This window comes from Ventosimonas gracilis (assembly GCF_001580025.1).
Taxonomy (GTDB): Bacteria; Pseudomonadota; Gammaproteobacteria; order Pseudomonadales; family Pseudomonadaceae; genus Ventosimonas; species Ventosimonas gracilis.
Genome location: NZ_LSZO01000188.1, coordinates 1 through 12,978, shown reverse-complemented (window position 1 = coordinate 12,978; position 12,978 = coordinate 1). Strand labels below are relative to the sequence as shown.

General features: G+C 57.2%; 11 protein-coding genes and 1 tRNA gene. 2 read left to right on the top strand and 10 right to left on the bottom strand.

Annotated features, from left to right (window positions below):
* Positions 1-8: 8 nt before the first annotated feature.
* Positions 9-236 carry a type II toxin-antitoxin system RelB family antitoxin gene (gene relB, locus AXE65_RS10575; protein ID WP_068391984.1) on the top strand — a complete coding sequence of 76 codons (228 nt, stop codon included), beginning with the start codon at positions 9-11 and terminating at the stop codon, positions 234-236.
* A complete protein-coding gene (locus AXE65_RS10570) occupies positions 220-489 on the top strand; it encodes a type II toxin-antitoxin system RelE family toxin (protein WP_068391982.1) in 270 nt (89 codons plus the stop codon). Before relB ends, AXE65_RS10570 begins: the two co-directional genes overlap by 17 nt.
* 45 nt (positions 490-534) lie before the next feature.
* Here the strand turns inward: AXE65_RS10570 and rpoC are convergent, their stop codons facing one another.
* The 10 genes from rpoC to AXE65_RS10520 form a co-directional block, all read right to left on the bottom strand.
* Positions 535-4,728 (bottom strand): DNA-directed RNA polymerase subunit beta', encoded by a 4,194-nt coding sequence (gene rpoC / locus AXE65_RS10565; RefSeq protein WP_068391980.1) that lies wholly within the window; start codon positions 4,726-4,728, stop codon positions 535-537.
* A 65-nt stretch (positions 4,729-4,793) separates the two neighbouring features.
* A complete protein-coding gene (gene rpoB / locus AXE65_RS10560; RefSeq protein WP_068391978.1) occupies positions 4,794-8,876 on the bottom strand; it encodes a DNA-directed RNA polymerase subunit beta in 4,083 nt (1,360 codons plus the stop codon).
* 216 nt (positions 8,877-9,092) lie between these two features.
* Positions 9,093-9,461: a 50S ribosomal protein L7/L12 gene (gene rplL / locus AXE65_RS10555; protein WP_068391976.1), complete on the bottom strand. Its 369-nt coding sequence runs from the start codon at positions 9,459-9,461 to the stop codon at positions 9,093-9,095.
* Positions 9,462-9,500: 39 nt separating this feature from the next.
* Positions 9,501-10,004, bottom strand: coding sequence for a 50S ribosomal protein L10 (rplJ, locus tag AXE65_RS10550; RefSeq protein WP_068391973.1), 504 nt, complete (start codon positions 10,002-10,004; stop codon positions 9,501-9,503).
* Positions 10,005-10,184: 180 nt separating this feature from the next.
* Positions 10,185-10,880 carry a 50S ribosomal protein L1 gene (rplA, locus tag AXE65_RS10545; protein ID WP_068391970.1) on the bottom strand — a complete coding sequence of 232 codons (696 nt, stop codon included), beginning with the start codon at positions 10,878-10,880 and terminating at the stop codon, positions 10,185-10,187.
* Entirely contained in the window at positions 10,881-11,312 is a 432-nt protein-coding gene (gene rplK / locus AXE65_RS10540) for a 50S ribosomal protein L11 (RefSeq protein ID WP_068391968.1), read from the bottom strand.
* 126 nt (positions 11,313-11,438) lie between these two features.
* Positions 11,439-11,975, bottom strand: a complete 537-nt coding sequence (nusG, locus tag AXE65_RS10535; RefSeq protein ID WP_068391965.1) for a transcription termination/antitermination protein NusG — start codon at positions 11,973-11,975, stop codon at positions 11,439-11,441.
* A gap of 10 nt (positions 11,976-11,985) precedes the next feature.
* Complete coding sequence (gene secE / locus AXE65_RS10530) at positions 11,986-12,354, bottom strand: preprotein translocase subunit SecE (protein ID WP_068391962.1); 369 nt, start codon at positions 12,352-12,354, stop codon at positions 11,986-11,988.
* A 42-nt stretch (positions 12,355-12,396) separates the two neighbouring features.
* A tRNA-Trp gene (locus tag AXE65_RS10525) sits at positions 12,397-12,472 on the bottom strand.
* 61 nt (positions 12,473-12,533) lie between these two features.
* Positions 12,534-12,978: EF-Tu C-terminal domain-related protein (locus AXE65_RS10520; protein WP_239685081.1), on the bottom strand; the 445-nt coding region annotated here is incomplete at its 5' end.

Here is a 12,978-nt window from a genome sequence, read left to right as displayed (position 1 = left end):
CAATAGCTATGGCGCTTTCGATTCGACTGCCTAGCGACGTGGAAGGCAGGCTGAAAAGCTTGGCGGCACGAACCGGACGAACAAAGTCCTTTTACATTACAGAAGCGATTACCGAACATCTGGAAGACCTTGAAGATTTGTACTTGGCCGAGCGCGAGCTTGAAGCCATCCGCTCTGGCAAGTCGCAAACCGTACCACTTGAAGAAGTGATGAAACGCTATGGTATGGAAGGTTGAGCTTTCGTCGCTGGCTCAAAAAAACCTTGACCAGCTTGACCCACAAATTGCCCGGCGTGTCTTGTCATTTCTGCATGAGCGCGTGGCCCCGCTGGACGATCCACGCAGCATCGGTGAATCCCTCAAGGGTTCGCGCCTTGGCATCTATTGGAAATACCGCGTCGGGGATTACCGCATCATCAGCAGCATCGAGGACGACGCCTTACGCATCCTCGTTGTTCGCATCGGCAACCGGCGCGACGTATACCGATAAAAAAGCCACTGCAATGCAGTGGCTTTTTTATTGAACCTTCCGTCCTTACTGGTTATTCAGCGCTTCGGACAGTTGGCTTTCGACGTCACTGGCGCTGATCGGTAAGGGTTCGGCCTGTTCGCGGCGGCGTTTGCGTTCGCTGTGGTAGGCAAGACCGGTACCTGCGGGTATCAAGCGACCGACCACGACGTTTTCCTTCAATCCACGCAGTGAGTCGCGTTTGCCGGTGACGGCGGCTTCGGTGAGCACGCGGGTGGTTTCCTGGAAGGAGGCCGCCGAGATAAAGGACTCGGTGGACAGCGAGGCTTTGGTAATGCCGAGCAGCACCGGCGTGTAACGCGCCGGGAAGCGTTCGGCAGCGACCAGCTTCTCGTTTTCTTCCAGCACCTGCGCCAGTTCCACCTGGTCACCCTTGATAAAGGAGGAATCGCCGGATTCGCTGATTTCAACGCGGCGCAGCATCTGCCGCAAAATGGTTTCGATGTGCTTGTCGTTGATTTTTACCCCTTGCAGGCGGTACACGTCCTGAATTTCGTTGACGATGTACTTGGCCAGTGAACTGACCCCAAGCAGCCGCAGAATGTCGTGCGGGTCACTCGGACCATCGGAAATCACTTCGCCCTTGTTCACCTGCTCGCCTTCAAACACGTTCAGGTGACGCCACTTGGGAATCAGCTCTTCGTACGGGTCGCTGCCGTCGTTTGGCGTGATGACCAAGCGGCGCTTGCCTTTGGTCTCTTTACCGAAGCTGATGGTGCCGCTGCTTTCCGCCAGAATCGAGGCTTCCTTCGGACGACGAGCCTCAAACAGGTCGGCCACGCGCGGCAGACCGCCGGTGATGTCGCGGGTTTTCGAGGTTTCCTGCGGGATACGCGCGACCACGTCACCGACGCCCACTTTTGCGCCATCGGTCAAGCTGACCAAGGCGTTGGCGGGCAGGAAATACTGCGCGGGCAGGTCGGTACCCGGCAGCAGCAGGTCGTTACCCGCCTCGTCAATTAATTTCACCGCCGGGCGAGTATCTTTGCCCGCCGCCGGACGGTCTTTGGCATCGAGCACTTCGATATTGGCAAGGCCGGTTAATTCGTCGGTTTGCCGCTTGACGGTGATGCCTTCTTCCATGCCGATAAAGGTGATGGTACCGGCGGTCTCGGTAATGATCGGGTGGGTGTGCGGGTCCCACTTGGCGACAATGGCACCGGCTTTGACCTCGGCGCCTTCCTTGACCGAAATGACCGCGCCGTAAGGCAGCTTGTAGCGCTCGCGCTCGCGGCCAAATTCGTCGGCAATGGCAAGTTCGCCAGAACGCGACACGGCGACCAGATGGCCGTCGGCGCGTTCCACCGATTTAAGGTTGTGCAGGCGGACGATCCCGCCGTTTTTCACCTGGATGCTGTCGGTCGCCGAGGTTCGGCTCGCCGCGCCGCCGATGTGGAAGGTACGCATGGTGAGCTGGGTACCGGGCTCGCCGATGGACTGCGCGGCAATCACGCCAACCGCTTCGCCGATATTCGCCAGATGCCCGCGCGCAAGATCACGCCCGTAGCACTTGGCGCAGATGCCGTGACGGGTATCGCAGGTAATGGGCGAGCGGACTTCGATTTCATCGATGTTGTTGATCTCGATCACTTCGACCCAGTGCTCGTCAATCAAGGTTCCAGCAGGCACTATGACTTCACCGCTGGCCGGACTTAACACCTCACGCGCGACCACACGACCGAGCACGCGCTCGCCGAGCGGCTCGACCACGTCGCCGCCTTCGATATGCGCGGTCATCAGCAGGCCGCGGCTGGTGCCGCAGTCGGTTTGGGTGACGACCAAATCCTGCGCCACGTCCACCAAACGGCGCGTCAAGTAACCGGAGTTGGCGGTTTTCAGTGCGGTATCGGCCAGCCCCTTACGCGCCCCGTGAGTAGAGATGAAGTACTGCAATACCGACAAGCCTTCGCGGAAGTTGGCGGTAATCGGCGCTTCAATAATCGAGCCGTCGGGTTTGGCCATCAGCCCGCGCATACCGGCGAGCTGGCGAATCTGCGCCGCGCTACCACGCGCGCCGGAGTCGGCCATCATGTACATGGAGTTAAAGGACTCCTGCTCGACGGCTTGCCCTTGCCGGTCAATCACGCTCTCGCGCGATAAGTTGTTCATCATGGCGCGGGAGATTTCATCGTTGGCGCGAGACCACAGGTCAATCACCTTGTTGTACTTCTCGCCTTGGGTGACCAGGCCGGAGGCGTACTGGCTCTCGATTTCTTTGACTTCCTCGGTCGCCGCTTTAATGATGTGGGCTTTTTCCGCCGGAATCATAAAGTCGTCCACGCCGACGGAAACGCCGGAAATGGTCGAGTAAGCAAAGCCGGTGTACATCAGTTGGTCGGCAAAAATCACCGTGTCTTTTAAGCCCACGCTGCGGTAGCACTGGTTAATCAGGCGCGAGATGGCGCGTTTTTTCATGGTCTGGTTGACCAGGTCAAAGGATAAGCCCTTCGGCAGGATTTGGAACAACAAGGCACGGCCTACCGTGGTATCGACGATACGGCGGTTTTCCTGCAACTGGCCTTGATCATCTTTGAGCCATTCGCTGATGCGCACTTTAACCTTGGCGTGCAGCGAGGCTTGCTTGCTGCGAAATACCCGGTCGACTTCCTGCAAATCGGCAAATACACGGCCTTCGCCTTTGGCGTTAATCGCCTCGCGGGTCATGTAGTAAAGCCCCAGCACCACGTCTTGCGAAGGCACGATAATCGGCTCGCCGTTGGCCGGGGAAAGCACGTTGTTGGTAGACATCATCAGCGCACGCGCTTCAAGCTGCGCTTCCAAGGTCAGCGGCACGTGTACCGCCATCTGGTCGCCGTCAAAGTCCGCGTTATAGGCGGCGCAGACCAAAGGATGCAATTGAATGGCCTTGCCTTCAATCAACACCGGTTCAAACGCCTGAATGCCCAAACGGTGCAGCGTGGGTGCGCGGTTGAGCAATACCGGATGTTCACGAATAACGTCGGCGAGCACGTCCCAGACTTCCGGCAGTTCGCGCTCGACCATTTTTTTGGCCGCTTTAATGGTGGTGGCAATGCCTAAGGTTTCCAGCTTGCCGTAGATAAAGGGCTTGAACAGTTCGAGCGCCATTTTCTTCGGCAGGCCGCACTGGTGCAGGCGCAGCGTAGGCCCTACGGTAATCACCGAACGGCCGGAATAGTCCACGCGCTTGCCGAGCAGGTTTTGCCGGAAGCGCCCCTGTTTGCCCTTGATCATGTCCGCCAAGGATTTCAGCGCACGCTTGTTGCTGCCGGTAATGGCGCGGCCGCGGCGACCGTTGTCGAGCAGCGCGTCAACCGACTCTTGCAGCATGCGTTTTTCGTTGCGCACGATAATGTCCGGCGCGGACAGTTCAAGCAGACGCTTTAAGCGGTTGTTGCGGTTGATCACGCGGCGGTACAGGTCGTTCAGATCGGAGGTGGCAAAGCGTCCGCCGTCGAGCGGTACCAGCGGGCGCAAGTCCGGCGGCAGTACCGGCAGTACGGTCATCACCATCCATTCCGGGCGGTTGCCGGAATCTTTAAAGGCTTCCATCAGCTTTAAGCGTTTGGAAAGCTTTTTGATTTTGGTTTCTGAGTTGGTCTGCGGGATTTCTTCGCGCAGGCGGCTGATCTCGTATTCCAGGTCAATGCCAATCAGCAGTTCGCGGATGGCTTCCGCGCCCATTTTGGCCTCGAACTCGTCGCCAAACTCTTCCACCGCTTGCAGGTAGCTTTCATCGGTCAAAAGCTGGCCTTTTTCCAGCGTGGTCATGCCCGGCTCGGTGACCAGGAAGCTCTCAAAATAGAGCACGCGCTCAATATCGCGCAGCGTCATATCGAGCAGCAAGCCGATACGCGAAGGCAGCGATTTCAAGAACCAGATGTGTGCTACGGGAGCGGCCAGTTCGATATGCCCCATGCGCTCGCGGCGCACTTTGGCGAGCGCCACTTCCACGCCGCATTTTTCGCAGATAACGCCGCGGTGCTTAAGGCGCTTGTATTTGCCGCACAGACATTCGTAGTCTTTAATCGGCCCGAAAATTTTGGCGCAGAACAGGCCGTCGCGCTCCGGTTTAAAGGTGCGGTAGTTGATGGTCTCGGGCTTTTTCACTTCGCCGTAAGACCAGGAGCGGATGACCTCAGGCGAAGCCAAGGCGATTTTAATGCCATCGAACTCTTCGGGCTGACCCTGGTTTTTCAGCAAATTCAGTAAGTCTTTCAAGGTCTTTCCTCCTGAAAGGCCGCACGCTCAGCGCGTGCAGCGCAGGTTTAGGTTGCCGGTCGCGGTTATTCGGTTTCGAGGTCAATATCAATGCCGAGCGAGCGGATTTCTTTGACCAGTACGTTGAAGGATTCGGGCATGCCAGGCTCCATGCGGTGATCGCTGTCCACGATGTTTTTGTACATGCGCGTTCTGCCGTTCACGTCGTCGGATTTCACCGTCAGCATTTCTTGCAGGGTGTAGGACGCGCCGTAGGCTTCCAGCGCCCAGACTTCCATCTCACCAAAACGCTGGCCGCCGAATTGCGCCTTGCCGCCCAGCGGTTGCTGCGTGACCAAGCTGTACGAGCCAGTGGAACGCGCATGCATCTTGTCATCGACCAAGTGGTTGAGTTTGAGCATGTACATGTAGCCTACGGTGACTTTGCGCTCGAAGGCATCGCCGGTGCGCCCGTCAATCAGGCGCATCTGGCCGCTTTCCGGCAGGCCCGCGAGATTCAGCATGCGGCGGATTTCTTCTTCCTTGGCACCGTCGAACACGGGCGTTGCCATCGGCACACCGGCTTTTAAGTTTTCCGCCAGTTCCAAAACCTCTTTATCCGATAGCGAGCGCAGGTCTTCCTTGCGCGGGCTGCCGCTGTTGTAAATTTCGGTAAAGAGTTTGCGGATTTCGGAAACCTTGGCTTGCTCTTCAAGCATGGCCTGAATTTTCTCGCCCAAGCCTTTGGCCGCAAGCCCCAGGTGAGCCTCCAGGATTTGCCCGACGTTCATACGCGAAGGCACGCCCAAGGGGTTTAGCACGATGTCCACCGGCACGCCGTTTTCATCGTGCGGCATGTCTTCGACCGGCATGATGATCGAGACCACACCCTTGTTACCGTGCCGTCCGGCCATTTTGTCGCCCGGTTGGATACGGCGCTTGATGGCAAGGTAGACCTTGACGATTTTTAAAACGCCCGGCGCCAGGTCGTCGCCCTGTTGCAGCTTGCGTTTTTTCTCTTCAAAGCGGTCGTCCAGCATTTGACGGCGTTCGGCAAGCCGGGCTTGGGCTTGTTCGAGCAGGTCATTGAGCGCGTCATCGGCCAGACGCAGGTTGAACCATTCGCTGCGATCAAGATTGGCAAGGTGATAGGCGGTGAGTTTGGCACCTTTTTTAAAGCCTGCGCCGCCAACCACCTCGGCATCGGTCAAGGCAAGGCGCAGCCGCTCGATGGTGGCGCCTTCAACGATACGGTATTCCTCGTTGAGATCTTTGCGGATTTGATTGAGTTGCTCGCGCTCAATCGACAGCGCACGCGAGTCGCGCTCAAGGCCATCGCGGGTAAAGACCTGTACGTCAATGACCGTGCCTTTGGTGCCGGTCGGCACGCGCAGGGAAGTGTCTTTTACGTCGCTGGCTTTCTCGCCGAAAATCGCCCGCAGCAGTTTTTCTTCCGGCGTTAATTGGGTTTCGCCCTTGGGCGTGACCTTGCCGACCAGAATATCGCCCGGCTGCACTTCTGCACCCACATAGATAATGCCGGCCTGGTCGAGCTTGTTCAGCGCCGCTTCGCCGACGTTTGGAATATCGGCGGTGATGTCCTCGCTGCCCAGCTTGGTATCACGCGCCACACAGGTGAGTTCCTGAATGTGGATGGTGGTGAAGCGGTCTTCTTGCACCACGCGCTCAGACAATAAGATGGAGTCTTCGAAGTTGTAACCGTTCCACGGCATAAAGGCGACGCGCATGTTTTGCCCCAGCGCGAGTTCGCCCATGTCGGTGGAAGGCCCGTCGGCGAGAATGTCGCCGCGTGCGACCACATCGCCCTTGCGCACCAGAGGACGCTGGTTGATGCAGGTGTTCTGGTTGGAGCGGGTGTATTTGGTCAGGTTGTAGATGTCTACCCCGGCCTCGTCGCTTTGCATCTCGGCATCGGACACGCGCACCACCACGCGGCTGGCATCGACCGAATCAATAATCCCGCCACGCCTTGCCACTACGCACACACCGGAATCGCGTGCCACGTTGCGCTCCATGCCGGTGCCGACCAGTGGCTTGTCGGCGCGTAAGGTCGGCACCGCCTGGCGCTGCATGTTCGAACCCATCAGCGCACGGTTGGCGTCGTCGTGTTCGAGGAACGGGATTAAGGAGGCGGCAACGGAAACCACCTGCTTGGGCGAGACGTCCATCAGCGTCACGTCTTGCGGCGCTTTGACGGTAAATTCGTTCATGTGGCGCACGGCGACCAGTGCATCGGTCAGCTCGTTTTTGCTGTTCATGGCAGCAGAAGCCTGGGCAATCACGTGGTCGGCTTCTTCAATCGCCGACAGGTAGACGATTTCATCCGTCACTACGCCTTCTTTGACCACGCGGTACGGGCTTTCCAAAAAGCCGTAGCTGTTGGTACGCGCGTAGGCGGCCAGCGAGTTGATCAGGCCGATGTTAGGCCCTTCCGGCGTTTCAATCGGGCAGACGCGTCCGTAATGGGTCGGGTGCACGTCACGTACCTCAAAGCCTGCACGTTCGCGGGTAAGGCCGCCCGGCCCCAGTGCGGAAACGCGGCGCTTGTGGGTGATTTCCGACAGCGGGTTGTTCTGGTCCATAAACTGCGAGAGCTGGCTGGAGCCGAAGAACTCTTTGACCGCCGCCGCGACCGGCTTGGCGTTAATCAAGTCTTGCGGCATCAGTCCCTCGCTTTCGGCCATCGATAAGCGCTCTTTGACCGCCCGCTCAACGCGCACGAGGCCGATGCGGAACTGGTTTTCCGCCATCTCGCCGACGCAGCGCACGCGGCGGTTGCCGAGGTGGTCGATGTCGTCCACTATGCCTTTGCCGTTACGAATATCGACCAGTGTTTTCAGCACTTCGATGATGTCTTCTTTATTCAGCACGCCACTGCCGGTGACTTCTTCGCGGCCAATGCGGCGGTTGAATTTCATCCGTCCGACGGCGGACAGGTCATAGCGTTCGGCACTGAAGAACAGGTTGTTAAACAGGGTTTCCGAAGAGTCCTTGGTCGGCGGCTCGCCCGGGCGCATCACGCGGTAAATCTCAACCAAGGCTTCCAGCGCATTGCTGGTGCTATCGATGCGCAAGGTATCGGCGATAAACGGGCCGCAGTCAATATCGTTGGTGTAGAGCGTTTCCAGCTTGACCACTTTGGCCTGAACGATTTTTTCCAGCGCATCAGCGCTCAGCTCGCTGTTGACCGGTGCCAGCACTTCGCCGCTCGCAGGGTCAATCACCGTGCGCGCGGTCAGCCGACCTACCAGGTATTCCTGCGGCACTTGCAGGGTTTTAATGCCGGCTTTGTCAATCAGGTTGACGTGCCGCGCGGTAATCCTGCGGCCTTGTTCAACAATGACCTTGCCTTTGCCGTCACGGATTTCAAAGGCGGCAATTTCACCACGCAGACGCTGCGGCACAAGTTCCAGTTGCAGTGTGCCGTCTTCATTGATTTCAAACAGGTTTTTGTCGTAGAACAGGTCGAGGATGTCCTCGGTACCGTAGCCTAAGGCACGCAGCAATACGGTCGCGGGCAGTTTGCGACGACGGTCGATACGCACAAAGACCGCATCTTTGGCATCGAACTCAAAATCCAGCCAAGAGCCGCGGTAGGGAATAATCCGCGCCGAATAGAGCAGCTTGCCGGAACTGTGGGTTTTGCCGCGGTCGTGGTCAAAGAACACGCCCGGCGAGCGGTGCAACTGGGAAACCACCACGCGCTCGGTGCCGTTAATGACAAAGGTGCCGTTTTCGGTCATCAACGGGATTTCGCCCATGTAGACTTCCTGCTCTTTGATGTCCTTGATGGCTTTGTTGGAGGGCGGCGAGTCGCGGTCAAAAATAATCAGCCGTAGCTTGACGCGCAGCGGCGCAGCATAGGTTACGCCGCGCATCACGCATTCTTTTACGTCAAACGGTGCATCGCCCAGGCGGTAGCCAGCATATTCGAGCGCCGCGTAGCCGGAGTTGCTGATAATGGGAAATACCGATTTGAACGCCGCGTGCAGCCCTGCGTCTTTAAGCTGCTCGCGCGGGCGGCCTTGTTGCAAAAATTCACGGTAGGAATCGAGTTGGATGGCGAGCAGGTAAGGCACCTCCATCACGTCCGACAATTTGCTAAAGTCCTTGCGGATTCGTTTTTTCTCGGTGTATGAATAAGTCATCAGCGTTCCCCGGCCTGGTCACCTGGTTGTTTGGGCGCTGCCCTTTTGGCAACGACCCGAAAAATCCTTCGGCAGCTTTACGCCTGCCCTGCCCTTCGATTAAGGGCAAACCTCCGTCACGGGGACAAATCACCCATAACGGAAAAAGGCCGGTGGCAAAAGCCACCAGCCACCAGCCTCATACGCGTATGAGAGCTGTCAATGCAACGCCTGAACTTACTTAAGTTCGACCTTGGCACCTGCTTCTTCCAACGATTTTTTGGCCGCTTCCGCTTCTTCTTTGGAAACGCCTTCTTTAACCACGCCCGGCGCACCATCGACCACGGCTTTGGCTTCTTTCAGGCCAAGGCCGGTCAACTCACGCACAGCTTTAATGACGTTGACTTTCTTCTCGCCGGCTTCAAGCAGCATGATGGTGAACTCGGTCTGCTCCTCGACCACTTCAGCCGCAGCGCCAGGGCCTGCCACTACGGCAGCGGCGGCGCTGACGCCGAATTTTTCTTCCATCGCCTTGATCAGTTCGACGACTTGCATCACCGACATTTCGCCGATGGCATTGATGATTTCTTCGTTGCTCAGAGACATTTGTCTAATCCTGAAAATATTGGGGGTTAAAAATGGAGGTTAAGCTGCTTGGGTCGCTTCTTTTTGTTGCTGAATCGCCGCCAAGGTACGCGCCAGCTTGCTGGTGGCTCCTTGGATCACGCTCATCAACTGCGAAACGGCTTCGTCATAGGTCGGCAGCGTCGCCAGAAGGTCAATTTGGTTGGCTGCAATCAGCTTGCCTTCAAAAGCGGCGAGCTTGATCTCGAACTTGTCCTGTCCCTTGGCAAATGCCTTGAAAATCCGCGCGGCAGCGCCGGGATGTTCATGGGAAAAGGCGAGCAAAGAAGGGCCTCTAAACGCCTCTTCCAACACTTCAAAGGAAGTGCCGCAGAGCGCTTTTTTCGCCAAAGTGTTGCGCACGACTTTTACGTACACACCGGCTTCGCGAGCTTCTTTGCGCAGTCCAGTCATCGCCGCCACAGTCACACCACGGGCATCAGCCACTACAGCGGACAGGGCAGTCTGGGCAGCCTCGTTGACTTCAGCGACTATGGCCTTTTTGTCTTCGAGCTTGATTGCCACGGGTTTCTCCTGCTTAGGTTAAGTTCATCGGGCTTGCGCCGGATGGGTTTTGGTGCTTTGCACCATCTGCGCAGGCCGGATAAGTCAATCATCCGTTTAAGGCTTCGCCGCCTGCGGTCTTGGACGGCTCCCGCAAGCAGGAACCCCAATTCTTTGCCAGAGCGCTCTGGCGAGCATTCGCTAAATATTGAGCGAGGCTTGGTCAATCAACAGACCCGGCCCCATGGTGCTGCTCAAGGTGACACGCTTAAGGTAGATACCCTTGGAGGAAGCAGGCTTCAAACGCTTCAAATCAGAGAGCAGCGCCTCAACGTTCTCTTTAAGCTTGTCCGCTTCAAAGCTCACTTTGCCCACAGCGGTATGGATAATGCCTTCTTTGTTGGTGCGGTAGCGCACTTGTCCGGCCTTGGCGTTTTTAACCGCGCCTGCGACATCCGCCGTCACCGTGCCGACTTTAGGGTTAGGCATCAGGCCACGGGGACCCAGCAATTGACCTAGCTGACCCACTACGCGCATGGCATCGGGGGAGGCAATCACTACGTCGTAATTTAAATCACCGGCTTTCATTTCTGCAGCCAGTTCATCCATACCGACTTTATCAGCACCCGCGGCCAGCGCGGCCTCGGCATTAGCGCCTTGAGTGAATACCGCCACACGCACGCTTTTGCCGGTGCCATGCGGCAGCACGGTAGCGCTGCGCACCACTTGGTCGGATTTACGCGGGTCAACCCCCAAGTTGACGGCAAGGTCTACCGATTCGGTGAACTTGACGGTGGACAGTTCAGCCAACAATTGGGCGGCTTCAATAAAGCTGTAGGCTTTGCCCGCCTCGACTTTGGCGGCAATGGCCTGCTTGCGTTTGCTGGATTTAGCCATTTACACGCCCTCCACGGTTAAGCCCATGCTCATGGCGCTACCGGCAATGGTACGCACGGCGGCATCCATATCGGCGGCGGTCAAGTCGGCATGCTTGGTTTTGGCGATTTCTTCAAGCTGCGCACGGGTGACAGTGCCGACTTTTTGCGTATTCGGGCGCGCCGAACCACTGCTGATACCCGCTGCTTTTTTCAGCAAAATCGCCGCCGGCGTGCTTTTGGTTTCAAAAGTAAAGCTGCGGTCGCTGTAGACGGTGATAATCACGGGCGTTGGCAGCCCCGGCTCCATACCTTGGGTTCTGGCGTTAAATGCCTTGCAGAACTCCATGATATTTACGCCATGCTGACCCAAAGCAGGACCCACCGGCGGCGACGGGTTGGCCTGCCCGGCCTTGACTTGCAGCTTGATGTAAGCCTGTATTTTCTTTGCCATTTGGCTCTCCTAAAGTGGGTGCAAACGCCTTGCGGCTCCCCGTTGCATCGCTGCCCGCCAGAGGCTCTGGCAAAACAGCAAAACCCGACAAACCTTTGGGCTTCTCGGGTATTGATCTTTTCGCTATCAGGACACTTTTTCGACCTGGCTGAACTCCAGCTCAACCGGCGTTGCACGACCAAAGATGGTGACGGCAACCTGCACACGGCTTTTATCGTAGTTGACCTCTTCAACCACACCGTTGAAGTCGGCAAACGGCCCATCGACCACACGCACCGTTTCACCCGGCTCAAACAGGGTTTTCGGTTTAGGCTTGTCGCCGCTGTCGGCCACACGGCGCAAAATCGCTTGGGCTTCTTTTTCCGTGATAGGCGCAGGCTTGTCCGCCGTACCGCCGATAAAGCCCAGCACGCGCGGGGTGTCTTTGATTAAATGCCAAGTCGCTTCGGTCATTTCCATCTGTACCAGCACGTAGCCGGGGAAGAATTTGCGCTCGCTTTTACGCTTTTGCCCACCGCGCATCTCCACCACTTCTTCGGTGGGCACCAAAATCTCGCCGAAGCAATCTTCCATACCGGCAAGCTGCACCCGCTCATGCAGCGAGCGCATCACCTGCTTCTCGTAACCCGAGTAAGCATGCACCACGTACCAACGCATAGCCACGCTTACGTCCTCAACCTATCACAAAAGAAATGAGCCAACCCAGCAGTGAGTCCAGCCCCCACAGCAGCAAGGCCACCACCAGCACTACCGCCACCACAATCAATGTGGTCTGCGTGGTTTCCTGCCGGGTCGGCCAAACCACTTTACGAATTTCGCCACGAGCCGCTTTAAGCAATTCAAAAAACTGCCGGCCCTTGACCGTCTGCAACGCGACCAGTATGGCGACTGCCGCCAGCGCAAGCAGACCCATCACGCGGTACAAAATGGACTCAGCGGCAAAGTATTGATTGCCGACCACGCCTAAAACAACCAGCGCCAAAACCGCCAGCCACTTTAGGGTATCCAAGGAAGATTTTTTGCCTTCAGCTTTGGCAATCATCAAGAAAAGCTCTTTTTAATAAAATATTGCCGATTGAAAAATTGGCAGGTCAGGAGGGAATCGAACCCCCAACCTACGGTTTTGGAGACCGTCGCTCTGCCGATTGAGCTACTGACCTGTAAAGCGCACCAAAAAACAGGCCGCATAGAATAGCGGCCTGTGATGGTGATTTCAAGTGCTTAAGCGATGATTTTGGAAACCACACCCGCGCCAACGGTGCGGCCACCTTCGCGGATGGCGAAGCGCAAGCCTTCTTCCATGGCAATCGGGTTGATCAGGGTGACGCTCATTTTGACGTTGTCACCCGGCATTACCATTTCGACGCCTTCCGGCAGTTCGCAGCTTCCGGTCACGTCGGTGGTGCGAAAGTAAAACTGCGGGCGGTAGCCCTTGAAGAACGGGGTGTGACGGCCGCCTTCGTCCTTGGACAGGACGTACACTTCGCATTCAAACTGGGTGTGCGGCTTGATCGTGCCGGGCTTGGCGAGCACTTGACCGCGCTCGACTTCATCACGCTTGGTACCGCGCAGCAGTACGCCGACGTTTTCACCGGCGCGGCCTTCGTCGAGCAGTTTGCGGAACATTTCCACACCAGTACAGGTGGTTTTGCTAGTCGGGCGAATG

Excerpts from the sequence above, each read along its gene's own strand:
- rpoB (WP_068391978.1), bottom strand. The coding sequence starts at position 8,876 with ATGACTTATTCATACACCGAGAAAAAACGAATCCGCAAGGACTTTAGC.
- rplK (WP_068391968.1), bottom strand. The coding sequence starts at position 11,312 with ATGGCAAAGAAAATACAGGCTTACATCAAGCTGCAAGTCAAGGCCGGG.
- rplA (WP_068391970.1), bottom strand. The coding sequence starts at position 10,880 with ATGGCTAAATCCAGCAAACGCAAGCAGGCCATTGCCGCCAAAGTCGAG.
- AXE65_RS10570 (WP_068391982.1), top strand. The coding sequence starts at position 220 with ATGGTATGGAAGGTTGAGCTTTCGTCGCTGGCTCAAAAAAACCTTGAC.
- relB (WP_068391984.1), top strand. The coding sequence starts at position 9 with ATGGCGCTTTCGATTCGACTGCCTAGCGACGTGGAAGGCAGGCTGAAA.
- rplL (WP_068391976.1), bottom strand. The coding sequence starts at position 9,461 with ATGTCTCTGAGCAACGAAGAAATCATCAATGCCATCGGCGAAATGTCG.
- secE (WP_068391962.1), bottom strand. The coding sequence starts at position 12,354 with ATGATTGCCAAAGCTGAAGGCAAAAAATCTTCCTTGGATACCCTAAAG.